Genomic DNA, 24,869 nt, shown 5'->3' with positions numbered 1-24,869 from the left:
GCATCGCCGTCAACTGTGGACATGAACAGCTCGAGCCGGATTGGAGTCAGCCGCGGAGTTGCATTGCTACATGGTCGAGAAGGGTTCGATACTGGAGCAGATCGATATCGCCGCGCGCATAGCGTGCAGCGAACAGCTCCTCCAACGTGCCGGGCCCATCGAGGTGCGTCGCGGTTCGGATGACAGGCGAGCGGAAGCCGAACCGCACAGTCCCGACAGCAGCTGCCACGGCAAGGGTGGCTACGAGCGCGAGCGTCATGAATTTTGTCCTTCTCGGTGACCGGGTGTCGACTTCTTATCATCATTTTGACTCAGCCTCACGGACCAGGAGAAGGGACTTTGTGCCCAAGTGTGCGGCCGAAGGTGTTCAGGCCGTGGTGCACTACAAAAGACGGCGTCAGAATGTGATGACTGCAGCGCCGGCAAAACGGCCGTGGCGGAGATCCCTCAAGGCGAACAGTGCGCGGTCGAAAGGGTAAACCGTAGTTTCGATCGTCAGGTGCGTTCTCTGGCAGCGTTCGAGGAATTGTCGAGCATCGACCCGCGTATTCGCTTCGACGCTCAGCAGTCGCTTTTCGTGGAAAAGATGCCGGTTGTAGTTCAGCCGCGGAATGTCGGTCATGTGAATGCCTGCCAGTACGACGGTTCCCCCGGAGTCGACGGCTTCCAAAGCCGTCGGAACAGCCTCACCGATAGGCGCGAAAACAATGGCGGCGTCGAGCTTCTCCGGTGGTGAATCGAAGGTGCCCTGTGCCGACGCGAGCCCCATCTTCAGTGCGAGCTGTCGGGCACCGAGGTCCCGAGTCATGACGTGCACGGTAGCGCCGTCGGCCTGCGCCAGCTGAGCGACTATGTGTGCGCTCGCGCCGAAGCCGTACAGACCGAGCTTCCCCGACGGCGGGAGTTCGGCTCGGCGCAGGGCGCTGTATCCGATGATCCCTGCGCACAGCAACGGTGCCAGTTCTTCGGTGCTGTACCCGGTCGGTAGTGCCAAGGCATAGTCGGCCGGCGCCACCGCGTATTCCGCGAACCCACCGTTGTGATCCCATCCGGTGTACAACGATGCCTTGCAAAGGTTTTCGCGACCACTCACACAAAATCGGCAGTTGCCACAGGTGTGACGCAGCCATGGAATTCCGACAATGTCACCCACGCTGAAGTCGGTCTCGGTGTTGTCTCCGACTTCTGTTATCGCGCCGACGATTTCGTGGCCGGGCACTACGTGCGGCCGATGAATTGGAAGGTCGCCTTCGACGACGTGGAGGTCGGTTCGGCACACGCCGCACGCTTGGACAGATATGAGCAACTCGCCGGACGTCGGTCGAGGCATGTGCTCATCGACCAACTGCAGGGGACTGCCGTCTACGCTGCCCTGTTCGGTGACCCGCCAGGCCTTCACTCAGCGCACCACCAGAATCGGACAGTGCGAACTGTGTACGAGCGATTGCCCGACCGAGCCGCGGATCGAACCCGCCACAGGACCGAGCCCTCGGCTCCCGACGACGACGAGACGCGCTGTTTCGGACGCCCTGCGTAACTCGTGGTCTGCCGATGCCTCGAGACAATGCAGGTGAAGCTCGACCGAGGGATGACGCTCGGAGGTAGCCGTCACACGAGACCCCAGCCAAGCAAGAGATCCCTCTTTCGGTTCCTGTACGTCTGCATCCACCGTTGTCGCCGGCCTATGGCTCCCTGATGAAACCATGTGGAGGGCCATGAGCGGAGCCTTCAAGGTGTCGGCGAACCAGAATGCGCCGAGGATTGCGCCGTGCGAAGAGTCGGAGTTGTCGACACCGACGACGACTGGCTGGGAAGTCACAGCGGGGGCGACGGCATGCGGCCGCCACACGACGACCGGGCATCGGGCGTCGGCGACTATGCGAGTTGCATGGTGGCCGAAGACGACATCTCGAACAGGACTCGAAGGATTGCCTCCGATCACGATCAAATCTGCGGTGTGCGACAGCGCGCCCAGGAACGATGCGATGGGATCGTCGGTCAGCACTGTGTCGACTGCGATGTCGGGATCGATACGATGGACTTCGTTGCGGGATGACCGGAGAAGGCGTTTGCCGAGGAGTCGTGGTTTGGATGCGCGCAGCTCTCGCGTCACCCTGTTCGCCGATTCTCGCTGTGGCAGTGCGTAAACGATCCGAATTCTTGCCTTGACGTCGTGTGCCAACCCGGCCGCCCACGCGAGTGCGCCTCGGGAGGATTCCGACCCATCGACGCCGACGACGATTTCGGTCAACACCGTGTTCGTCCAGACCGTCGTCGATGGAGGCTTGTTCGTTGCGTTCACAGGGTTCTCACGATCGCTCCGTCGACCATCGGGCACAGTGCATCGAGCATAGCCTCGCTTCTACGGTTGCGACTTCACTTCTCCACAGGTTCATCCGACAACCGGCACGAATTCCAGCAGATATCGGGCGGACCGTCGAAGGTGTCACGGGAGTGTCGGAACCGTCGGCTCGGACTCGGCCAGTGTCGCGCCGATCGAGCGCGCCCACCCATCGATCTCTTCGCGTGATCGGTCGTCTCCCTCATCGGCTCGAATGAGCCGCACTACGAGTCTCTCGAACCAGGAAAGCGTCGACAGGTCGAACTTTCCTCCGAGGACACGGTGCTCGACCGCCCACGATGCCTTGTCCATGGCTGATGGTGCCGAGGGCTTACCGGCGGCGCCGATGGGTCCGCTGGAGAACAACCACACCGGGCGTGCTTCGAGTTCGGGCTGTTGGCGCGCGACGAGAGATCGAGCACCTCGCAACCAACGGCCCATGTAGACGGCGCTGCCGATTATCACCGCATCGTATTCGGCGATGCTGTCCACGTCAGCTGCGTCGCGAACCTCCACTGTCGCCGAAACACCGGAATTCTGTAGGGCATCGGTCAGCGAGGACGAAAGCCACTGTCCGATCTCACGTGTCGAACCGTGCCGGCTCGAAGTTGCAATCAGGACGCGCATGACAGTGTTCCTTCTCCTCGAGGCCCGGACTTCGACGCTGTTGCGTCTAGAGTCTCTTGTTCGTAGGCATCACTGTGAACGTGTGTCGCTGGCGCGAATAGGGACTTCGGTCCTCGAACGATGAGTAGTTCATAGACTTCGGTGGACCCGCGCAACGGTGGGTGACGAGGTACCCGGTGCAGTAAGGACCTTGTCCTCTGTTCTTGTGAGAAGAAGCGGTCCAGGCTCGTCGATAGCACTGGATTCGACAAACGGAGAGCCTTGAAGACCGAAGACGTACCGTCTGCCTACGAGGGCAGCATCGTTGTATGCGTAGATGGGTCGGACGACGATCGTAACGCCGTCGAATGGGCAGCGAGACTTGCCCAGCACGTGCACTCTTCGATCCGACTCGTTCATGCACTTCCTGATGTCGGCAGGTGGTTCGACCCTGCAGTGCTCATCGCCGGCGCTCAGCTCGAGTTGGAACTGCGTCGGGTAGGAAGGAAATTTCTCGACGATGCGGCTCTGATCGTCCGCGACCTCGATGCCGAGATCGAGGTCGAGTGTTCTATCACCGGTGGCGCGGCGACCGACCTGATCGAGTCCATTTCGACGAATTCCAGATTGCTGATCCTCGGCGGCAGTCGAACAGGTCCGCTCCGTGATCTGATATTCGGACATTCCATCATCGAGTTGGTCAACGCAGCAGTATGCCCAGTATTGGTGTGGCGTAAAAGTCGCGACGAGAGCGCGGACCCGACTGGACCGATAGTGGTGGGTGTCGACGGGTCGCAGCCGTCCCGGCGCGCTCTGGCAGCAGCTTTCGATCTGGCACGCACCTTGGGCGCCGACCTCGTCGCAGTGCACGTGGGGGCCGTCGAGGATGCAGACGAGCTCGATTACGGGACCTCGGTGGATCGGCAGCACCAACGAGACGCTGAACGGAAGTGGCTGCAGGGCATCGCCGATCCGTACAAGAGTGAGTATCCGACTGTGGCGGTAGAGGTTCGATCGGTAGGTGCTTCGGTGGCACGTGAACTCGGCACGATGTCCGCTTCGGCTCAGGTCATCGCGGTCGGTAGTCGTGGACGAGGGCGCCTGTCGTCGGCAATTCTCGGTTCCGTGAGCCAGAGTCTGATCCACCGAGCCCAATGTCCGGTACTCGTAGTTCCGTAGTTCGATCGTTGTCAGAGGAGTAAATATGGATAAGAACGGCCCCATTGTCGTAGGTGTCGACGGCTCGAATGCTTCGTTCGATGCCGTCCGCTGGGCAACGCGTGCGGCGGAACTGCGTGGCGCATCGTTGACCCTGGTTTCTACTTACCAGATCACCGACGTCTATACGACTTTCGCCGCTATGCCACCTCAGCTCGGTCCACCGATGAGACTGGAAGTGAACAAGGGTCTGGAGTCGGCGTCGGCCATCGCCAAGGCCACCGCCAAGGATGCGGACGCTTTGTCTATAGCCACCGAAGTGGTTGTAGGCGCCGCGATTCCGACTCTGCTCGAGCGATCTGCCTCAGCGCGAATGATAGTGGTGGGTACGCGGGGAAACGGTGAGTATTTCGCAGAATTGCTCGGCTCGGTCAGTGCTGCTGTATCCGAGCGAGCGGAATGCCCCGTCGCGATCATCAGCGGTATTCCGTCATCCGGAGAGCGCGAAGGGCCCGTTGTCCTCGGTGTCGACGGATCGAGTGCCAGTAGTAGGGCAGTAGGTGCTGCCTTCGAAGAGGCATCACTTCGTGGCACCGGCCTAGTCGCCGTACACACCTGGTCCGAGGACGTTGGATTGTGGAAGATCCACTCCGACAGCGACAAAGATGCAATGTCCTCCGCGCAGGATGCAGCGGGATGGGTCGTCATGTCGGAAAGTCTCGCAGGATGGCAGGAGCAGTACCCGGACGTGCACGTAGATCGAATAGTTGAGCATGGCAGTGCCGTGAGCAAAATTCTCGAACTCTCCAAAAGTGCGCAGACCGTCGTCGTCGGATCCAGAGGAAGAGGCGGTTTCAGCGGCCTACTGTTGGGATCGACCAGTCGGTCGCTGTCGCATCGTGTCGAATGCCCGTTGATCATCGCAAGGGAACCGAAGCACGAATGAGGCGACCGACCACTGCCATCGACGACCGAAACTAAGCGCGTACCAGCATGATTGCGTGAGGTGCCGGCCCGTCCCAGCGTTCGCTTATCACCTCGAACCCTGCCTGGTTCAGGGCACGGGCCATGTCCGGCAACGGCCATCGATATGCGGTGACCACCGGATGATCGAACGGTTCGAGGCGCAGGCCCGAGAAGAACGACATGAGCATCGTGCCGTCATCTTCGAGCACCGAGCGCAGGGTTGCGAGTGCGTTCGGCAGGTGGTCGGGCCCCAGATGGATCAGCGAGTACCAGGCAAGAATGCCCGCCCACCGGTCATCCGAGCCGGCGAGGTCGTCGATTGTACCGAGCTGGAACGTTACTGCGGGGTTGGCTGTGCGGGCGATATCTACAAGTCGCTCGACAGGCTCCAGCCCGTCGATCGGGTGGCCGAGACTTGCCAGGTGGCCGGCCCAGCGACCGGTGCCGGAGCCCACGTCCAGAATCCGGCCTCTGACCGTGTCGGCCCACGGCTCGATGACGGCCCGGTCCGGGTCTGTCGTGGACACCTTCGAGCCGAGCATCTTTACGACGTTTTGTGCGTTCGCGTCGTACGCGTCCCTGACCTCATCCGTCGACATGACGACACTCAGGTTCCGGTGATGGTCCGCTCGAATTCGAGCGCCTTCGGGAAGAGGATGTTGTTCTCCTTGTGAATGTGCTCGTGCAGATCGAGCTCCATCTTCTGGAGCCCGTCGAGCATCGCCCGGTACGAGCCGCAGCCGTCTTCCGGCATCGTGTAGGCCCCCGTCACGGAGTTGATCTCCTTGAACAGGTCGCCGACCACCACGTGCTCCTGGACCAACGCCTCGATGTGGGCTGCGAGCGCTCCGGAGACACCGGGGATCCCGGTCTTTTCCATTCGAGCTATCGCGGGAAAAACAGAGCGCTCTTCCTTGGTCATATGTGGATCGAGTTCGGTAACCGCCTGGGTGTAGAGCTCGTTCACCCGGGCCAACTCGGGGTGCCGTTCGCCGTGGACCCCGTGCACCTTTTCTACGAGCGCCTGCAGCCGCGGCATCTCCTCCCACATGTACGCATGGTGGGTGTCGACGATGTCGTGGGCAAGATCAGCGGACTCCCGCGACGTGAGCGTCTTTTGGGCGCTGTCACCGGGAAGGTCGAGTGCCTTACGCACTTCCTCCAAGTCGAGGTCGGCCTCGGCCGTCGCGTCGGAGAGGGATCGGTGGCCATCGCAGCAGTAGTCGAGGCCGAATCCCTCCAAAACTCGCGCGCGGCGACTGTCCTCGACAACCAGGTCAGCCAATGTATTCGACGCCTCAATAGCCATGCGACTTACCCTAACCCGTCCCGGACAACGTGGGCTGCGAAAGTGCGTGGTGCGCTCTTACCGGTGCTTGTTGTGGGAGATCTCGACCAGGACATCATGATTGAGTTGGGAAATCATGTCCAACGGGATGCCTGCCGGGCACACCGCGGTGCACTCGCCGATCTGACTGCACCCGCCGAAGCCCTCAGCGTCGTGTCGGCGCACCATGGCCAGCGCGCGGCGACCCCGTTCGGGCTGTCCCTGGGGCAACGATCCGAGGTGGGTCAGCTTGGCGCCGAGGAACAGTGAGGCCGAACCGTTGGGACACGCGGCCACGCATGCTCCGCAACCTATGCACGCTGCGGCGTCGAAGGAGCGCTCGGCGTCCTTCCTCGATACCGGCGTCGCGTTCGCCGCTGGTGCAGATCCCGTCGGGGCGCTGATATAACCGCCCGCTTCGATGATGCGGTCCAGCGCACTCCGATCTACGACGAGATCCCGGAGGATGGGGAACGACGTTGAGCGCCACGGCTCGACGTCGATGACCTGGCCGTCGTCGAAGTGGCGCATGTAGAGCTGGCAGGTGGTGGTCAGTGCCTCGGGGCCGTGGGCCAAGCCGTTGATCACCATCGAGCACATGCCGCAGATGCCCTCGCGGCAGTCGTGATCGAAAGCAACCGGATCCCCGCCGCGGTGCGTGAGGTCCTCGTTCAGGACGTCGAGCATCTCGAGGAACGACATGTCAGCGGAGATGTCGGCCACCTCGTACGCCACCATGCCGCCGACATCGTCGCGGTTCTTCTGCCGCCACACGCGCAGCGTGATGTTCATGTGTAGCTCCTCTGCTGGACTTTGATGTTCTCGAATTCGAGGTGCTCGCGGTGCAGCACCGGAGGGGAACCGTCCCCGCCGAATTCCCACCCGGCGACGTAGGAGAACTCCTCATCCCGTCGGAGAGCTTCTCCGTCTTCGGTCTGGCTTTCGGTGCGGAAATGTGCCCCGCAGGATTCCTCGCGGTGCAGTGCATCGATACACATCAGTTCGGCGAGTTCGAAGAAGTCCGCGACCCGGCCCGCGCGCTCCAGAGCCTGGTTGAGCTCCTCGTTGGTCCCGGTGACCAACACGTCGGACCAGAAGGAATCGCGCAGCGAGCGAATCTCCCTGATCGCGCGGGTGAGCCCCTCGGCATCGCGTTCCATGCCGCAGTACTCCCACACGATGCCGCCGAGTTCGCGATGAAAGGAATCGACGGACCGGGTTCCCTTGACGGCGAGCAACCTCGCCGTGCGCTCGCGAACCGCTTGGACTGCCTCGACGACGGAAGGATGCGAGGCATCCACATCTTTGGGTAGCGGATTGCGGGCGAGGTAATCGTTGATGGTGCCGGGGAGGACGAAATAGCCGTCGGCCAGGCCCTGCATCAGGGCGCTGGCCCCCAAACGGTTGGCGCCGTGGTCGGAGAAGTTCGCCTCTCCGATGACGAAGAGCCCGGGGATCGAGCTCTGCAGGTCGTAATCCACCCACAGTCCACCCATCGTGTAGTGGATAGCCGGATAGATGCGCATCGGCACCTTGTACGGGTCCTCGTCGGTGATCTTGAAGTACATGTCGAAGAGGTTTCCGTATTTTTCCTCGATGGCAGGTTTGCCCAGGCGCTCGATGGCGTCCGCTAAATCGAGGTAGACCCCGAGTCCGTTGGGACCCACACCCCGCCCTTGATCGCATTGGTTTTTGGCGGCTCTCGATGCCACGTCGCGTGGCACGAGGTTGCCGAACGCCGGATAGGCCCGCTCCAGGTAGTAATCCCGTTCCGACTCGGGAATGTCCGCCGGCGCCCGTTCGTCTCCGGCCGCGGCCGGCACCCAGATGCGCCCGTCGTTCCGCAGAGATTCGCTCATCAGGGTGAGCTTGGACTGATGTTCGCCACTGACGGGGATGCAGGTGGGATGGATTTGCGTGTAACAGGGGTTCGCAAAATAGGCTCCCCTGCGGTGAGCACGCCAGCTGGCGGTGACGTTGCAGCCCATCGCGTTGGTGGAGAGGTAGTAGACGTTGCCGTAGCCGCCGCTGGCCAGCACGACGGCGTCTGCGAGATGCGTCTCGAACTCCCCGGAAACCATGTCGCGCACCACGACGCCGCGAGCCTTGCCGTCGATGACGATGAGGTCCAGCATCTCGTGCCGGGTGTTCAGTTCCACTGTCCCTGCGCCGATTTGACGCTCCAACGCCTGGTAGGCGCCCAGCAGCAGTTGTTGGCCGGTCTGTCCGCGCGCATAGAACGTCCGGGATACCTGCACGCCTCCGAAGGAACGGGTGTCCAACAATCCGCCGTACTCTCGGGCAAACGGAACTCCCTGGGCGACAGCCTGATCGATGATTGCCGCACTGACCTGAGCGAGCCGGTAGACGTTGGATTCGCGCGAGCGATAGTCTCCGCCCTTGACGGTGTCGTAGAACAGTCTTTGGACACTGTCGCCGTCGTTGCGGTAGTCCTTTGCGGCGTTGATTCCGCCCTGGGCAGCGATGCTGTGGGCCCGACGTGCACTGTCCTGATAGCAGAAGACCTTGACGTTGTAGCCGGCCTCGCCGAGGGTGGCCGCCGCCGATCCTCCGGCCAACCCTGTTCCGATGATCAGTACGGAAAGTTTGCGTCGGTTGGTGGGGCTGACCAGCTTGGCTTCGAAACGGCGTTTGTTCCAGCGTTCTGCGAGCGGACCGTCCGGAGACTTGGTGTCCCGTAGCGCGTCACCTTCGACAAAATATTCGTTCACGGCCCCACCCATCCGAACAGAATGCACAGCGGCGGCACCAAGAACCCACCGATGACTACGACGGTGATCAGATACGCCAGCTGATTGAGGTGGCGACGCCTACTGGCGCCGGTATTGGCGCCCAGCGAGGAAAAAGCACTCCAAATGCCATGCCGCAGATGGAAACCCAGCGCAACGAGGGCAATGACGTAGGAAAGCACCACCCACCAGATCGAAAAGCCATTGACCATACGCTCATAGGGGCTTTCCGATGCGCCGCCGGGATGGATGTAGTTCGCGGTCAGGTGCAACAGGTGGTAGACGATGAAGAGTCCGATCGTCACCCCGCCCCACCGCATGGTGAACGAGGCGTACGTGCGCTGTACGCCCCGCCTGTTCTGCGTGCTCTCGTATCTCCACCCGCCGCCCCCGGCCGTGGCCTTGCGGGATCGGTGCCACAGTACGAATGCCGCGTAAATATGGATACCGACGCTGATCAACAGGATCACTCGGAGGATCCACAGGGCTCCCGAGTACGGCAGCAGGGGTTCGAGGATCGTGCGCAGATACGCCGAATATCCGTCGAAGGCTTCTTGACCGGCGAAGACCTTCAGGTTGCCGTACATGTGGGCAATCAGGAAGAGCACCATGATCAGCCCGCCGACGGCCATGGCCGCATGCAGAACGACGGAGGAGCGCACAGTTGGGGTGCGTCCCTGTTCCAGGCCGTGCGCGATCATGACGAAAGCAGCTGACGCAGAACGTAAGGCAGGATGCCGCCGTGGATGAAGTAGGCCTCCTCTGCGGGTGTATCGATGCGCACCAGCGCGGAAATTTTTCGGCTGTGTTCGCCGTCGTCGACGCTGACGGTGACCTCCCGCGGGAGCGGATCAGCCCCCGCGATGCCAACAATCGAATAGCTTTCCTCGCCGGTCAGCCCATGAGATTCTGCGCTTTCTCCGTCGAGGAACTGGAGCGGCAGCACGCCCATACCGATGAGGTTGGATCGGTGAATCCGCTCGTAGGAGACGGCCAGGACAGCCTTGACGCCTAGCAGCGTGGTCCCCTTCGCGGCCCAGTCGCGGGAGGAGCCTGAGCCGTAATCGGATCCCGCCAGCACAATCAGCGGTACTCCTTCGGCGGCGTAGGCGGAAGCCGCGTCGAAAATGCTGTGGCGTTCACCGTCGGGCAGATGGCGGGTGACGCCGCCTTCGACCCCGGGGACGAGTTTGTTGCGTAGCCGGACGTTGGCGAAGGTGCCGCGGATCATGACGTTGTGGTTGCCGCGGCGCGAACCGTAGGAGTTGAAGTCGGCCGGGGCGACGCCCAATCCTTGAAGGTATTGGCCGGCAGGGGAATCGGACTTGATGACGCCGGCCGGGGAGATGTGGTCGGTGGTCACCGAGTCCCCGAGGTAGGCGAGCACCCGTGCGTCCTTGATGTCCGTCAGTGGCGCGGGATCGACCGGCATGTCGTCGAAGTACGGCGGACGCTGAATATAGGTGGACTCTGATTGCCACGCGAACTGATCCCCGTCGGGGATGGACATGCCGCGCCAGTTTTCGTCGCCGTGGTAGACGTCGGCGTATCCCTTGGTGAACATCGACGCTTCGAGGCTCGCGTCGACCACTTTCTTGATTTCGGCGGTTGTCGGCCAAATGTCGCGCAGGAAGACCGGCTGCCCCTGGGGGTCGTGCCCGAGCGGGTCATTGACCATGTCGGTATGCATGGTTCCGGCGAGTGCATAGGCAATGACCAAGGGCGGTGAGGCCAGGAAGTTCATCTGGACCTCGGCATGGATGCGGCCCTCGAAGTTACGGTTGCCCGATAGGACCGAAGCCACCGTGAGATCGTTCTGCGCGACCGCACTGCTGACTTCTGGGATCAGTGGCCCCGAGTTGCCGATGCAGGTAGTGCAGCCATAGCCGACCAGATTGAAACCTAGTTTCTCCAAATACGGAGTCAGTCCAGAACGTTCGTAGTAGTCGGTGACGACGCGGGACCCGGGAGCCAAGGTGGTCTTCACCCACGGCTTACTCGCGAGCCCGCGTTCGACGGCGTTCTTGGCCAGCAGTGCCGCTCCGATCATCACCGAGGGATTGGAGGTGTTGGTACAGGAGGTGATGGCGGCGATGACCACGGCGCCGTTGTCGATGCTGGCCTGTTGTCCGCCGACGATCAACTCGGCCGGGTTCGACGGCCAGTCGTCGAGATCGGGATCCTCGTCGTGGTCGTGGATTCGCGGTGGATCGTCGCGGGGAATGCGAGTGCTGATGGCCACCGGGTCACTGGCGGGAAAGGATTCTTCCCCGGCGGAGTCGAGTCCGCCGGCAACGGCGTCGTCTTGCGACAGGCCGGCCAGTAGGCGGTGAATGATTTGGGACGCCGCGGCCAGGGGGATACGGTCCTGGGGCCTTTTCGGGCCGGCGATCGACGGGGTGACCGTGGACAAGTCCAACTCCACTATCTGGCTGTATTCGGGTACGTGGTCGGGATCGTGCCACAGGCCTTGTTCGCGGGCATACGCCTCGACCAGCTGAATCTGGTGTTCCTCGCGGCCGGTCAGTCGCAGGTAGTTCAGAGTTTCGTCGTCGATCGGGAAGATGGATGCAGTCGAGCCGTACTCCGGGCTCATGTTGCCCAGGGTGGCCCGAGTAGCCAACGGGACATTGCCGACGCCGGGGCCGAAGAAGTCGACGAACTTGCCGACGACGCGGACCTTCCGCAATAGTTCGGCAACGGTGAGCACCAGGTCGGTGGCGGTGGTTCCCTCGGGGAGGTCGCCGGAGAGTTTGAGCCCCACCACCTGGGGGATCAACATGCTCATGGGCTGGCCCAGCATGGCTGCCTCGGCTTCGATCCCGCCGACGCCCCAGCCGAGCACACCGAGACCGTTGACCATCGGGGTATGAGAGTCCGTTCCTACCAACGTATCCGGGTACGCCTGGAGTCCGCGGGGCCCCTCACGGGTGAAGACCACCCGCGCCAAGTATTCGAGGTTCACCTGGTGGCAGATGCCGGTGTCCGGCGGAACAACGAGGAAGTCGTCGAAGGACTGCTGTCCCCAGCGGAGCAGTTGGTAGCGCTCCTGGTTGCGTTCGAATTCGAGTTCGGCATTCACTCCGAAGGCATCCGGGCGCGCAAACACGTCGGCGATCACCGAGTGGTCGATCACGAGTTCAGCTGGAATCAGCGGATTGATCTTTCGTGGATCGCCGCCGAGTTCGGTCATCGCGTCGCGCATGGCCACCAGATCCACTACGCACGGGACGCCGGTGAAATCCTGCATGAGCACCCGCGCCGGGGTGTACTGGATCTCGGAGTTGGCTTCGGACTTGGCGTCCCATCCGGCGAGGGCCGTGATGTGGTCGGCCGTGACCAGATGTCCATCCTCGTTCCGCAGCAGATTCTCCAGGAGGATCTTGAGGCTGTAGGGCAGGCGGTTGGCCCCTTCGATCCGGTCGATCCGGTGAATCTCGTAGGTTTTGCCGTCCACGCTCAGCTGGCCGCGGGCACCGAAACTATTGCTTGTCATGACGCTCCCTCAAGCGAAGGATCAGTCCGCTGCGGATCGCCCCGGCTCCTTAGCTGCGCGCAAGGCTTCAGTCGTCATCGGACTGACCCCGGACTGCTATGACGGCTGATGCTGGCTACAACTCAAACCTACGCACAGAACCTCTGCCCGTATAGGGAACTGAACCAACCGTCACGATGTTTCGAGCTCAGACCTTCGTTTCGCAGTTGACGCCGGTCTCGGCAGACGAAGCGGAAGCCCGTAATCGGCCAACTACCAACCGACCCGCAAGTTGCCAGATCATCGCTTTCGTTGCCTTTGTGTTGTTCGGCTTCAGATAGCTCAGCGGGGAACAGAAGGCGGTTCGAGGCAGCTTTCCGGCAAGGTCACCAGCGAACAGAAACCTGGTCGCCGGACCGGGGTGTAATTCGCGGGGACGCCCTTGTCGGTGATGATCCGACGGTAGGTCTCCACTGCGTCGGTGGGCTGACGGGCCAGTGACGGGTCAGTCTGTACGTCAACGGTGAACAGACCGAAACGTGAACGGTAAGAACCCCATTCGTAGTTGTCGGTAATGGACCAGTAGTTGTAGCCGATCACGTTGGCTCCGTCTTGGCGGGCTCGTTCGAGCCAGTAGATGTGATCGCTGAGATGGTCGGATCGGGTGTATCCGTCCTTCCGGGGCTGAGCATTGTCGGTAGGCATGCCGTTTTCGACGATGTAGATCGGCAGGTCGGGGAACTTGTCCCTGTAGTACATCAGTGCGTGGTAGAGGCCTTCGGGCTGCGTTCTGATCTTGTACAGCTGGTCGAAGAGGGCGTAGGCGGCGGTGATGTTGTCAACGGAGAGCCCGTAGTAGTAGTCGAGGCCGAGAAAGTCCATCTTGTCGCGGACGCGGTCGACGAAGGTGGAGTCGAAAAGTCCAGCGACCGTGGGGATGAAGGATAGATTGCTGCTGACCGGTGCACCGGGATCTTTGGTGTGGATCATGTCGAACGCTGCCCGGTGCACCTGGACGAGGCGGTCCATCATCTGCGGTGCCTGGGTGAGTGTGATGCCGCCGAAGGTGAGTTCTTTGATGATGTACGCGGTCGGTTCGTTGATGGTGATCCACTGCGCATCGTTGCCGGCATATCGGTCGATCACATGTGAAGCGTTGGCCAACCAGTCATCGACTGTTTTGGGGTTGGTCCAACCGCCCTGATCGGCCACCCAACCGGGGTACACCCAGTGGTCGAGAGTAATCATCGGACGCATTCCATGTGCACGGATCTGCGCTATGACGTCGTCGTAGTACGCGAGTTCTTCTTCGTCCCAGGTTCCGGAGACAGGCTGCACGCGCGCCCATTCGACACTGAAACGGAACACGGAGACACCAAGTTTCGACGCGTTCTCGATGTCCTCCGGATAGCGATGACGGAAGTCGACTGAGGTGCCGACCTTGTCGTCGACATTTTCGGAAGCTGAATATCGAGACCAGTTGCTGTCCGGGGAGGACCCCTCGGCCTGGAAGCCGGCGGTGGACACGCCCCACAGAAAGTCCTCACCGACCGACAATGGAGGGGGTGTGGCGGTGGCGGACGGTGACAGCGTGGTGGATAGCCAGGCGCCGGGTACCAACAACCAAGCCATGATCAGTGCTGTTGCGGTGAAAAGCCGTATCGAAACACGCATGGGCGCAGAGTAGTACGCGGTCAGTGGAGTGGGACCGTTTTGGTTGGCATTCGAATCCGGCCGGACCGATTGGTCATACCGTCCACAATGCGGTGTATTCGAATACCCGAACAGAATACTTCTGTATCTCCATTGCTGACCAAATTCTTAGGATTGCAGTTCAGTTCGACTGTGGCGCTGCGAGGTCAGCGTTTGTCTGGACTTCATATCGTCCAATTTGCAGTTGCTCGATGATTGTCACGTTGGCTTGGCCGCCGCCCTTGCACATGGTCTGGAGCCCGAAGCGCACCCGCCGGACCGTTCCAATTCGTGCAGAAGAGTGGTCATCAGGCGTGCGCGGGTCGCGCCGAGGGGATGTCCGAGCGCGATGGCGCCGCCATTGACATCGACTTGCGACAGATCGGCGCCAGATCATGACGATCACCGACGCTGGACGCGGACTACTCGCCGAAAGCGACCGTGTCCTCGACCGGGTCGAGGAAGACACATTCTCGGAGCTGAACGAGAAGGAGCGAGGCGAGCTCATAAGGCTCTCCACTATTTCGTTCACACAGTGAACGGAATCGAAGTAGTAAGCGGTTGTTGCGAGACCGGTTTGGATTGCACTGCCGAACCGGACAGCCTGTTTTCTGTCACACTGAGTAGGTCACTACGGATGAGGGGTCGACCCGTACATCACATCGGGCTGTAGTGACGCTACATCTCGCACGGAAGGGCTCTGCCGATTAGGTTTCCGATCGATCGATTGTGGTCTTGCCCGGGCGGTACCGGATGGACTGCGCCCGATCAGCGTTCCATCGCGCTGCCGAGCCCTGTTCGGATCGCTTTGAGTACCTGGTGCTGGTTGTTCGCGGCGTTGTGTGTCCTGGCGACGTTCAGTCCCGCTGGTGTGCCCGACGGTATTGGGCGCTACCTTGCGTTCGGTCTTGCCGGTGTCGGATCTGCGATCGGTCTCGTGTGGCTCCGCGGGCCGTGGCCGACGAAAAATTATTCACGTCTGTTCGTCGCCTATTTGGAACTGTTTACCGCTGCCGCGTTGCTGATGCTCACCGACCCGTTCGTTGCGTTGCCGTGTGCTGCGGGTTTCGCTGTGAACGGTGGTTATATCGCGGCTTTTCACAGTCCGAAGTTGATCGTTTCTCATCAGCTGTGGGCTGGAGTGATTGTCGGTGTGTTGTTCGTGCGTGCGGTGATCGAGCCTGGTGCGGATGTAGTGCTCGCGTGCGCCTACCTGGTCTTGTTAATTCTGATGTTGTTCTCGGCCCCTGTGCTTTCCTACGTTCTGATGGTCGTACTGCGGCGTGATGCATCACAGGCGTTCTTCGATCCTTTGACTGGATTGCGCAACCGCCGAGGGCTTGTCGCCGCAATCGCCGAACTCGGAGATCAGGTAGGAGTGGCGACGGTGATGGTGGTCGATCTCGATGCTTTCAAAGCCGTCAACGATCGGCACGGTCATGCCCACGGCGACCTTGTTCTGCGTGCGGCCGCGAATGCCATTCACGAGGCGTTCGATTTTCCTGCTGTCACTTCTCGCACCGGGGGAGAGGAATTCGCGGTCGTTACTCACCTCGATCCGGTGGAGGCCCTCGAGCAGGCTTACGCACTACAGTCTCGTTTTACGGAAGGGTCGGGAGTGGGGGTGACTGTCAGTATCGGGGTTGCGCATGCCGATGCGGCTACTCTCGGTGCAATGTTCGACAGCGTTTACACCAGGGCCGATATCGCGATGTATGCGGCCAAACGTGCGGGCGGCAACACCCTCCACCGCTTCGACGGCGGTGCGCACACCGCCGATGGTATGGCGGTTCCGGCAGACGGCATTGCGCTCGACTGAGCAAAGGCTACTTCTATTTCCGGGAAATCCACAGTATCCGGAAGATATTCTGCGACCCTTGAATTTTCATGTACACGACAGCGCTCGAGTTGCACACTTGTTCTCGGATCCAGCGCCGACGGTACGTTACTGAATGGGCAGGTATTAGTTTGTCCCGTTCTGCGGATTCAGCTTGAAGTCAGATCCGCGCGAGCTTTGACCAGCCCGCCGCTGTTCAAGTGAAGGCAACCAATCCGGTGGGTAGGCGAACGGTCGAAAAGATTGAGACTTTGACCAATGTGGTGTCGCTTCGACGTGATCTGGATCTTGAAATATCCGGTGATTTTTGCATTCACTGGCTATTTTTGTGAAAACTTTACGTCCACGTGACATTACTGACCGGTACTGCCCGCGCGGTCATCTCTCGGACGGTATATCTCTGCGAGGGGGTTACCGAACGAGAGGGATTTACTTGAATATTCGCGTTGGATCCAAAGATCGATTTCCACGCACCACTTCGGTGTTGTCGCGCAGAAAATTCCTTGCCGCAACAGGATTGGCTATCGGTGCAGCGGCCCTCTCGTCTTCGTGGACAACTGCCGCGGCGGCACCGCGCCGGGCTTTGGGTGACGGCGATCGGGTTGCCGCGCTCGTCATCGGGAGCGGTTACGGAGGGGCGGTAGCCGCACTCCGATTGACGCAAGCCGGGATCGACACGCACATGGTCGAGATGGGCAAGGCCTGGACCACGCCGGGATCGGACGGGAAGATCTTCTGCCCGATGCTCTCGCCGGACGGTCGGTCGACCTGGCTCCGAACTCGCACAGTGCAACCGGTTTCACACTTCTCCGGTGGTTCGGTCGACAAGAACATCAGTAAATACGTCGGTGTTCTCGATATCGAAGACTTCGGTGGAATCAAGGTCTACCAGGGTCGCGGAGTCGGTGGTGGATCGCTCGTCAACGGCGGAATGGCTGTGACGCCGAAACGCAACTACTTCGAGGAAATCCTGCCGAACGTCGACTCCAATGCGATGTACTCGACCTACTTCCCCAAGGCAAACGCCGCGCTGGGAGTGAACAACGTCGACCCAGCGTGGTTCGAATCGACCGAGTATTACAAATTTGCCAGGACAGGACGCAAAACCGCGCAGAGATCCGGCTACACAACAACATTCGTGCCCAATGTGTACGACTTCGAATACATGAAACAGGAAGCCGCCGGTCAAGTGACCAAATCGGCATTGGCATCGGAAGTCATCTATGGAAACAACGCCGGCAAGAAGTCCCTCGACAAGACTTACCTCGCCCAAGCCTCAGCGACCGGCAAACTCACCATCACCACGCTGCACGTCGTCACCGAGGTGAAGCCGGCCACCACGGGCGGTGGGTATCAGGTGGTGATGAACCAGATCGACGAGCAGGGAAATGTCACTGGCACCAAGACCGTGACAGCGGACAAGGTCTTCTTCGCAGCAGGCAGTGTCGGGACGAGCAAGCTGCTGGTGGCAATGAAAGCGCAAGGGCAACTGGCGAATTTGCCTGGAGCTGTCGGTCAGGAATGGGGCCACAACGGCAACGTGATGGTGGGCCGTGCCAACCACGCATGGGACGGGACAGGGGCCAAGCAATCTTCGATACCAGTTTTGGGTATCGACAACTGGGCCGATCCCACCGCACCGGTGTTCGCCGAGATCGCACCGTTCCCGGCCGGCGCCGAACTGTGGGTGAGTCTGTACCTGGCGATTGCCAAGAACCCCGAACGTGCACAGTTTCAATACAACTCGACAACAGGCAAGGTTGGGCTCGATTGGCAACGTTCCCAAAATCAACCGTCGATCGATATGACGAAAAAGTTGTTCGACAAGATCAACCGAAAGGAAGGCACCATCTATCGGACCGATCTCTTCGGACCCGTGCAGACGTGGGGCGATCAGCTGACGTATCACCCGCTCGGTGGCTGTGTCCTGGGCAAGGCAACCGATAACTACGGTCGGCTCCCCGAGTATCCGGGGCTCTATGTCATGGACGGTTCCCTGGTTCCCGGCAATGTCGGCGTCAATCCGTTCGTCACCATTACTGCACTGGCGGAACGGAACATCGAGAACATCATCGCTAACGATATGAACTAGCCGACTAACGCGTCGAACACACCAGGCCATCTTTCTGTCCCGGTGTGTTCGACGTGTGTTCGTCTGTTCAAGGGATCAGCATTTTTATCGACTCGATGGAGCGGAGGCGACGTGTGAGTTCTCTCTTGCCACGGATCGACCGGACGATGGAACGATCACAACAGGACAGTTGGCGCGTCCGAGCACTGATCGGCTCGCCGAACCGAGCATCATTCCGCTGAATCCGCCGCGACCATGGCTGCCTACCACCAAGAGTTGCGCTCCCTGCGCATGATCGAGAAGGGCATGCACTGGTCGGTCTCTGACCACCACACGTCGGACTGACACCGACGGGTATTGGTGCGAGTATTCGTCCAGAATCCGTGTCAAAGCATCCTCGGTAGGGGGCTTGTTCAATGGCCACTCGAGCCCGTGAACCGGGATTCCTATCGATAGATCCGCATCGGACCACGCGTGGACTGCGGTGAGTGGGGCTCTTCGCACAGCAGCCTCCTCGAACGCCAGCGCCACTGCAGCATCGCTCGCCATCGTTCCGTCGACTCCGACGACTACGGCGTCCGCGGCCTGCACCCGATCATCGTCGGGCCAAGCGCGCACGATGGTGACAGGACAGTGGGCGTGGGTGCTGAGCGCGAAACTGATCGACCCGAGCGTTCGGCGATCGGTTCCCCCGAGACCGCTGGTGCCGATGACGATCATCCTGGACGTTGCAGACAACTCCAGTAGCGTGCTCACCGCAGGTCGATCCGATAAGCATGCGTCGACGCCGATCGTTTGCGCACCAGTCATGGCTCGCCCGGCCGCCGTGAGCGCCTCGTCCAGAATCCGTCTCGTCTCGCCCCTCCATTGCGCAGTCGCGGGCTTGGGCAGGATCCGGATGCCGGTCAATCCGCCCGGCAAGGGGACCGAAGACACCACTGTGAGATCGGAATTGTGTAGTTCGGCGTCGAGCACTGCCCATCGAACTGCGTCCAGCGACGCGGATGACCCGTCGACTCCGACGACGGTCGGGAGTAAACCCATCGCGAGTCTCCTTCATCGTGGTGCTGGACCTCCATCAGACCCTGAACTGAGCAAGTGGCACGGCAGGACAACTACACCGATGTGAGGGACTTTGGTCGCCGATTTCGGTGACCGATGGTCGGTTTGGATGCGGCCTAGGTAGGTATGGTTGGACTCGAGGCGCCCATTGGGGACGCGGGTAAGGGAGCGTTGGCGTGGTCACAGTGTTTCTGGTCGATGATCACGAGATAGTGCGGCGCGGGTTGATCGACCTCATCGACTCCGATCCCGATCTCGAAGTCATCGGTGAGGCCGGCAGTTGCGCCCAAGCCCTCGCCCGCATCCCGGCATTGAAGCCCGATGTCGCTGTGCTCGACGTGCGGCTTCCCGACGGCAACGGCATCGAGTTGTGCCGCGAACTACTCGATCGGTTGCCAGACCTGAAAACCATGATGCTGACTTCGTTCACCGAGGATCAGGCGATGCTCGACGCCATCCTTGCCGGCGCGAGTGGATACGTCGTCAAGGACATCACCGGAATGGAGCTGACTCGCGCGATCAAGGATGTCGGCTCGGGGAAGTCGTTGCTCGACAATCGAGCCGCGGCCGTGCTGATGGACAAGCTGCGAGCGGGTACCGCGGAGCCAGGACCGATAGACCATCTCACCGGGCAGGAACGCACCTTGCTCGACCTCCTCGGTGAAGGTCTGACCAACAGGCAGATTGCGACCAGAATGTTTCTGGCGGAAAAGACAGTGAAGAACTACGTTTCGAGACTTCTCGCGAAGCTCGGGATGGAGCGACGCACCCAAGCCGCCGTTTATGCCTCGAAACTTGCCGATACACATCCGATATCAGGCGGCGGGAACCCCGGAGTTCGTGGTGGATGATCTGCCCCGCGCCAGCGGATCGTCGTTGCCGCAACTCCGTCTCGGTGAACTTTTGGTCGAAGTTCGGAACCGCATCGGCCGTATTGCGGACGCCAGAGCACAGGCAGACGGTCTGCTGGAGGCCATGCTGGTCATCACCTCCGACCTCGATCTCGAGGTGACTCTGCGGTCGATCGTTGAATCGGCCGTCAAACTCGTCGACGCTCGCTATGGTGCCCTCGGCGTGCGCGGGGAAGGTCACGAACTGAGCGCATTCATCAACTTCGGGATGGACGAGGACACGCGTACCCGTATCGGACCGCTACCCACCGGAGGCGGAGTGTTGGGACTGTTGATCGATCAGCCCGAAGTCCTTCGCCTGGAAGACTTGACGTCTCATCCGGATTCGGTGGGATTTCCGCCGAATCATCCATCGATGAAAACCTTTCTCGGAGTACCGATTCGAATCCGCAGCGAGATTTACGGAAACCTGTATTTGACGGAAAAGAAGGATGGAACACCTTTCACCGATGACGACGAGGTCGTTACCAAGGCGCTCGCGTCAGCAGCAGGTATTGCTATCGAAAATTCACGCTTGTACGAGGAATCACGAACTCGTCAAGCATGGATGGAAGCGACGAGAGATATCGGCACCGAACTGCTGGCCGGCGCCGAAATCGGTGACGTGTTGCAAATGGTGTCGCGAAAGGCGTTGCATCTCCTCACCGCCGACCTGGCTTTCATCGCCGTCCCGGAGGGCGTCGACGCGGACCCAGCACTCGTTACCAAGCTTGTCGTCTCGGTGAGCGAAGGGCATTGTGCCGAAAAGTTATTGGGTTCCACCATCCCCATCGAAGGGTCGAGTTCGGGCGCCGCGTTCAGGCGCCGTGCGGCATTCCGGAAGGAAGACTTCGACGACGAGTCCATCGAGATGGACCAGGAATTCGGTCCCGCTCTTATCTCTCCGTTGCGTGTCACCGGCGGTGTCAGCGGCGTGCTGGTGGTGATGCGGAAGGAAGGCGCCGGGTCGTTCAGCGATGCCGAACTCGAACTGGTCGCGAGCTTTGCGGACCAGGCCGCGCTGGCGATGCAGATGGCCGACAACGCTCGTCGGGTCCACGAACTCGATGTCCTGTCCGACCGTGATCGGATCGCCCGGGACTTGCACGACCACGTGATCCAGCGAATATTCGCTGTCGGTTTGTCGTTGCAGAGCACACTGCAACGAACCGAGTCGGACGATATTCGCCAACGGCTGACGACAACAATCGACGACTTGCAAGACACGGTTCAGGACATTCGCTCGACGATTTTCGATCTGCAAAGTTCGTCGCATTCTGCCACTCGCCTGCGCCAACGCATCGACGGCGCGGTCCTCGAACTCACCGAACATGTACCCATCCGTGCGGTCGTTCGAATGTCCGGACCATTGTCGGTTATCGAAAACTCGCTCGCTGATCACGCTGTTGCCGTCATCAGGGAGGCGGTCAGCAATGTGGTCCAGCACGCAGAGGCCGACACGGTTACCGTGACCATCTGGGTCGGGGACGACCTTCGAATCGAGGTGTCGGACAACGGTATCGGAATGCCCGACAACGCCACCGCAAGCGGTTTGGCGAACCTGAGCGCGCGAGCACTCGAGTGCGGCGGTGAGATGACGGTGGGCACGCCCGTATCCGGCGTCGGCGCCTGCATCGTCTGGGCCGCGCCATTGCCGTGACTGCTCCCTATGTGCACGGAAATACACCTTTTGCGACGTATTTCCGGCACGTGCGACGAAGTCGCCTACTTACGTCCCGAACGCTGGTGACCTCTGGCCGCTTCGTCGACCGGGAAAGCACTCGTAGCGTTCTCGGGTGGAGGCGCTGCTTGTCCGCTGCACTTCGCGGGTGGCGCGGTGCCGATGGTGAACATCGAGAGGAAACTGATGAACAGTTCGTATGCGGGTGGACCTATCGTCGTCGGAGTCGATGGATCGAGGGCGGCGCTCGACGCCGTGCGACTGGCAGTGGCGGAGGCACAAGAACGGCACTCCTCATTGCGGTTGGTCCATGTGATCAGCCCGCATCCCCAGCCTGAGACTGTGTACGGCGCTCCTGATGTGGATGGCGACTACGGTCGCACGGTACTCGGCGAGGCAGTGCACGCGGCGGCGGAGATCGACAGCAGTGTGTTGGTAGAAACTGTAGTGCTGCATGGTCAACCGGAATCAGCGATTCTTGCGGAGGCGAAATCTGCGCGTCTACTCGTGCTCGGCATAAGCCAAGGGCATGCCTTGACTGAACGAGTCCTGCGGTCGACGGTTTTCACACTCGTGGAATCGTCGGTGTGTCCGGTATTGATCGTGCGAGAGTGCAGTACTGGTTCCGATGGTGCGGTGGTGGTCGCGCTGGGAGATGCGGAGGTTCTCGAGTCCGACGTCGTTGTTGCAGAAGCTTTTCGCGAAGCTTCGAGTAGGAAAGCCGATGTCCTGGCTATCCATACTCGCTCGATCTCGGAGGTTGTCGCTCATGTGATCGGGGGAGCGAACGCTAACGTGGCTCCCGAATCGCCTATGGACGCCCGGCTGGAGTCGTTTCGCGACGACTACCCCACGGTGCGTTGCTCGACCGTCTACGCCGAGGCCGGCTCGGGATCGGAACTGGTCGCAGTGTCCGGCACCGCTAGGTTGCTTGTTGTCGGCCATGAGCGAGGACGCACGTGCGGCAGTACGCTTACCACTGTCCTTCGCCGAGCGGAATGCCCGGTGCTCGTGGTGCCGCACGCATGATTGCCAGCAGCGGTCCACGTGATCTGTTGATCTCTCCGTTGGCGGGTCAGCTCGATGCGGTGTATCGCGCAATGGCGTTGATGATGGCGGTACAAGGTGTATCCCGAGCAGCAGATCTCGTTGCTTCGCAGGCCCGTTTCCGCTGGGACCTCGCTTCGAATACGAGTCGAGGAATGATCATGTCGGAATGGTGTTCACCGACTGGGTTTCGTCTTTGGCGGTAGAGCGGCCAGGAGGCCGTTGTTCGAGCAGCGTGCGGGCGTGTTCGATTGCCTGAGGCGTGTTTTCGAAGAAGTGCCTACGTTCACTGTCCGAGGTGGTGAAGACTCCGAGTGCTTGGAGCGGTCGTGAGTGTTCCGGTTTCATACCCGAGATCAATACGGTGATGTGACGGCGTTCGAGCCTGTCGATGGCGTCTTTGAGCACGATGGCACCGGTGGCATCGATGGCGGTGACACGGGACATACGCAAGATGACCACGTGGACGTCGGAGACTTCGGCGAGCTCGAGCAGGAACCGGTGTGCCGCAGCGAAAAACAATGCACCGTCGATGCGGTAGGCGACGATGTGCTCACGCAGTAGTTCGTATTCTTCGCTTTGGTGTCCCTCGTCGTCGAGGGGAACTTGTTCGATCTTGGCCGACTTGGCGATTGCGCGCAGCGCGAGGATTGCGGCGAATGCGACGCCTACTGCGACTGCGGTAACCAGGTCGAGTGCAACCGTCACCAGAAACGTTGCTCCCATGACTGCGGTGTCCGCGCGGGTAGCGCGGGCGATGGCAATGATCGAGGCCGTCTCGACCATGCGTACCGTCGTTGCGAGGAGGACTCCGGCAAGTGCAGCCAGGGGAATTTCGGCGACCAGCGTCGACGCGAGGTAAACGATTGCGGCGAGAATGACCGCGTGGGTCAGCGCGGCAAGTCGGCTGCGAGCACCGGACCGAACGTTGACCGCGGTGCGGGCAATGGCACCGGTGGCCGGCACCCCTCCGAACAGCGGTGCGACGATGTTTGCCAGGCCCTGTCCGAACAACTCCCTGTCGGGATTGTGCCGGGTGCCTACTCCCATCGAGTCTGCCGCGGTTGCCGACAGTAGCGACTCGAGCGCGGCCAGCGCGGCGACGGCCAGTGCAGGTGCCAACAAGGAGGTGAGGTCCTCGAGGTGCAAGAAATTCAACGTCGGAGCTGAGATTCCAGATGGGATCTCACCGATGCGTGCAATATCGAGATGCAACAGTTTCGCGGCAAGCGTCACGATGGCGACCGCGACGAGTGAGATGGGAACCTTGGGCAAGGAACGTCCGCCGACGAGTATCACGAAGGCCACTGCAAGTGCCGTTACCGGCGTGAGAATCGACGGATGATCCACGAACTTGACCACTGCGTCGGCAGCGCTGCGCCACACCTTGTCGCCCTGCGCGTCGGCGATGCCGAGAGCTGCGGGGACCTGTTGGAGCGCGATCACCACAGCGATTCCGGCGGTGAATCCTTCGATGACGGGAGCGGGCATGAATCGCACAGACCGCCCGATTCCGGCGAATGCGAGGATCAACAGCACGATTCCGGCGATCAGGCCGACTGCAAGTACTCCGGATCCGCCGAACTCGTGGACGATCGGGACCAGGACGACGGTCATGGCGCCGGTAGGGCCGGACACCTGAAAGCGTGAACCGCCGAACACCGCGGCAACCGCACCTGCGATGACTGCGGTGGTCAGGCCCGCAGCGGCCCCGAGCCCGGTCGAAATTCCGAATCCTAATGCCAAGGGAAGTGCCACCAAGGCCACGATCAGGCCGGCCAGCAGGTCCGCACCGGGTGCCCGCAGCGAAGTGCTCCATTCGCTCCAGCGTGGCAATAGTTCACGGATCGACTGTCCGGCTCGATGGAGGGTGGTTGCGGGAGCATGCTTCTGTGTGGGCGACTCGGTCATAGGGTCCTCGGTACCGCGAGAGGGGGGATGAATTCTTACTTCATTACTTGCTAAG

21 protein-coding genes and 1 pseudogene are annotated in these 24,869 nt (G+C 60.9%); 8 read left to right on the top strand and 14 right to left on the bottom strand.

The genetic code is table 11. The features are described from left to right. Positions 1 to 46 precede the first annotated feature (46 nt). The 4 genes from E5720_RS08965 to E5720_RS08950 all read right to left on the bottom strand — a co-directional run bounded on the left by E5720_RS08965 (position 47) and on the right by E5720_RS08950 (position 2,968). Positions 47 to 259, bottom strand: a complete 213-nt coding sequence (locus tag E5720_RS08965) for a hypothetical protein (RefSeq protein ID WP_084344934.1) — start codon at positions 257 to 259, stop codon at positions 47 to 49. Positions 260 to 397: 138 nt separating this feature from the next. Further along, positions 398 to 1,399 (bottom strand): zinc-binding alcohol dehydrogenase family protein, encoded by a 1,002-nt coding sequence (locus tag E5720_RS08960; protein ID WP_136170372.1) that lies wholly within the window; start codon positions 1,397 to 1,399, stop codon positions 398 to 400. Beyond that, on the bottom strand, positions 1,400 to 2,302 hold the full coding sequence (locus E5720_RS08955; RefSeq protein ID WP_168708317.1) for a universal stress protein: 903 nt from the start codon (positions 2,300 to 2,302) through the stop codon (positions 1,400 to 1,402). A 144-nt stretch (positions 2,303 to 2,446) separates the two neighbouring features. Then, on the bottom strand, positions 2,447 to 2,968 hold the full coding sequence (locus tag E5720_RS08950) for a flavodoxin domain-containing protein (RefSeq protein ID WP_136170371.1): 522 nt from the start codon (positions 2,966 to 2,968) through the stop codon (positions 2,447 to 2,449). Positions 2,969 to 3,229: 261 nt separating this feature from the next. Between E5720_RS08950 and E5720_RS08945 the strand changes: the two genes are divergently transcribed. Both E5720_RS08945 and E5720_RS08940 read left to right on the top strand, forming a co-directional pair. After that, entirely contained in the window at positions 3,230 to 4,126 is an 897-nt protein-coding gene (locus tag E5720_RS08945; protein WP_136170370.1) for a universal stress protein, read from the top strand. 25 nt (positions 4,127 to 4,151) lie between these two features. Further along, the gene (locus E5720_RS08940) at positions 4,152 to 5,051 is read left to right on the top strand and encodes a universal stress protein (RefSeq protein ID WP_136170369.1); all 900 of its coding nucleotides are present in this window, start codon (positions 4,152 to 4,154) and stop codon (positions 5,049 to 5,051) included. Positions 5,052 to 5,082: 31 nt separating this feature from the next. Here the strand turns inward: E5720_RS08940 and E5720_RS08935 are convergent, their stop codons facing one another. The 8 genes and pseudogenes from E5720_RS08935 to E5720_RS08900 form a co-directional block, all read right to left on the bottom strand. Further along, entirely contained in the window at positions 5,083 to 5,670 is a 588-nt protein-coding gene (locus E5720_RS08935) for a class I SAM-dependent methyltransferase (RefSeq protein WP_136170368.1), read from the bottom strand. A gap of 8 nt (positions 5,671 to 5,678) precedes the next feature. Next, positions 5,679 to 6,380: an iron-sulfur cluster repair di-iron protein gene (ric, locus tag E5720_RS08930; RefSeq protein WP_136170367.1), complete on the bottom strand. Its 702-nt coding sequence runs from the start codon at positions 6,378 to 6,380 to the stop codon at positions 5,679 to 5,681. 57 nt (positions 6,381 to 6,437) lie between these two features. Further along, the gene (locus E5720_RS08925; protein WP_136170366.1) at positions 6,438 to 7,190 is read right to left on the bottom strand and encodes a succinate dehydrogenase/fumarate reductase iron-sulfur subunit; all 753 of its coding nucleotides are present in this window, start codon (positions 7,188 to 7,190) and stop codon (positions 6,438 to 6,440) included. Beyond that, positions 7,187 to 9,142, bottom strand: a complete 1,956-nt coding sequence (locus E5720_RS08920; RefSeq protein ID WP_136170365.1) for a fumarate reductase/succinate dehydrogenase flavoprotein subunit — start codon at positions 9,140 to 9,142, stop codon at positions 7,187 to 7,189. The genes E5720_RS08925 and E5720_RS08920 overlap by 4 nt, the downstream gene beginning before the upstream one ends. Beyond that, positions 9,127 to 9,810: a succinate dehydrogenase cytochrome b subunit gene (locus tag E5720_RS08915; RefSeq protein WP_247596238.1), complete on the bottom strand. Its 684-nt coding sequence runs from the start codon at positions 9,808 to 9,810 to the stop codon at positions 9,127 to 9,129. The genes E5720_RS08920 and E5720_RS08915 overlap by 16 nt, the downstream gene beginning before the upstream one ends. Positions 9,811 to 9,845: 35 nt before the next feature. Further along, entirely contained in the window at positions 9,846 to 12,644 is a 2,799-nt protein-coding gene (locus E5720_RS08910; RefSeq protein WP_136170364.1) for an aconitate hydratase, read from the bottom strand. A gap of 321 nt (positions 12,645 to 12,965) precedes the next feature. After that, entirely contained in the window at positions 12,966 to 14,297 is a 1,332-nt protein-coding gene (locus tag E5720_RS08905) for a family 1 glycosylhydrolase (RefSeq protein WP_168708316.1), read from the bottom strand. Positions 14,298 to 14,457: 160 nt separating this feature from the next. Then, positions 14,458 to 14,702 (bottom strand): annotated as a pseudogene (locus E5720_RS08900) (hypothetical protein); the annotation flags it as partial. A gap of 8 nt (positions 14,703 to 14,710) precedes the next feature. Between E5720_RS08900 and E5720_RS21650 the strand changes: the two are divergent. From E5720_RS21650 to E5720_RS08890, 3 genes are all read left to right on the top strand, one after another. Continuing rightward, on the top strand, positions 14,711 to 14,854 hold the full coding sequence (locus E5720_RS21650; protein WP_168708315.1) for a hypothetical protein: 144 nt from the start codon (positions 14,711 to 14,713) through the stop codon (positions 14,852 to 14,854). A 188-nt stretch (positions 14,855 to 15,042) separates the two neighbouring features. After that, a complete protein-coding gene (locus E5720_RS08895) occupies positions 15,043 to 16,134 on the top strand; it encodes a GGDEF domain-containing protein (protein WP_247596237.1) in 1,092 nt (363 codons plus the stop codon). Between the two features lie 541 nt (positions 16,135 to 16,675). Next, positions 16,676 to 18,244 carry a GMC oxidoreductase gene (locus tag E5720_RS08890; RefSeq protein WP_210730035.1) on the top strand — a complete coding sequence of 523 codons (1,569 nt, stop codon included), beginning with the start codon at positions 16,676 to 16,678 and terminating at the stop codon, positions 18,242 to 18,244. Positions 18,245 to 18,328: 84 nt separating this feature from the next. Here the strand turns inward: E5720_RS08890 and E5720_RS08885 are convergent, their stop codons facing one another. Further along, complete coding sequence (locus E5720_RS08885; RefSeq protein WP_136170361.1) at positions 18,329 to 19,267, bottom strand: universal stress protein; 939 nt, start codon at positions 19,265 to 19,267, stop codon at positions 18,329 to 18,331. 194 nt (positions 19,268 to 19,461) lie between these two features. Between E5720_RS08885 and E5720_RS08880 the strand changes: the two genes are divergently transcribed. The 3 genes from E5720_RS08880 (at position 19,462) to E5720_RS08870 (ending at position 22,885) form a co-directional block, all read left to right on the top strand. Then, complete coding sequence (locus E5720_RS08880; RefSeq protein ID WP_136170360.1) at positions 19,462 to 20,136, top strand: response regulator transcription factor; 675 nt, start codon at positions 19,462 to 19,464, stop codon at positions 20,134 to 20,136. Further along, on the top strand, positions 20,129 to 21,835 hold the full coding sequence (locus tag E5720_RS08875) for a GAF domain-containing sensor histidine kinase (protein WP_247596236.1): 1,707 nt from the start codon (positions 20,129 to 20,131) through the stop codon (positions 21,833 to 21,835). Before E5720_RS08880 ends, E5720_RS08875 begins: the two co-directional genes overlap by 8 nt. A 207-nt stretch (positions 21,836 to 22,042) precedes the next feature. Further along, complete coding sequence (locus E5720_RS08870) at positions 22,043 to 22,885, top strand: universal stress protein (RefSeq protein ID WP_168708314.1); 843 nt, start codon at positions 22,043 to 22,045, stop codon at positions 22,883 to 22,885. A gap of 177 nt (positions 22,886 to 23,062) precedes the next feature. Here E5720_RS08870 and E5720_RS08865 read toward each other — a convergent pair whose 3' ends face one another. Next, on the bottom strand, positions 23,063 to 24,814 hold the full coding sequence (locus E5720_RS08865; RefSeq protein WP_136170357.1) for a SulP family inorganic anion transporter: 1,752 nt from the start codon (positions 24,812 to 24,814) through the stop codon (positions 23,063 to 23,065). Positions 24,815 to 24,869 lie beyond the last annotated feature (55 nt).

It is taken from the genome of Rhodococcus sp. PAMC28707, from assembly GCF_004795915.1.
Classification (GTDB): Bacteria; Actinomycetota; Actinomycetes; order Mycobacteriales; family Mycobacteriaceae; genus Rhodococcoides.
Note: the sequence above shows the minus strand (reverse complement) of the source record. Positions and strands in the feature narration are given on the sequence as shown.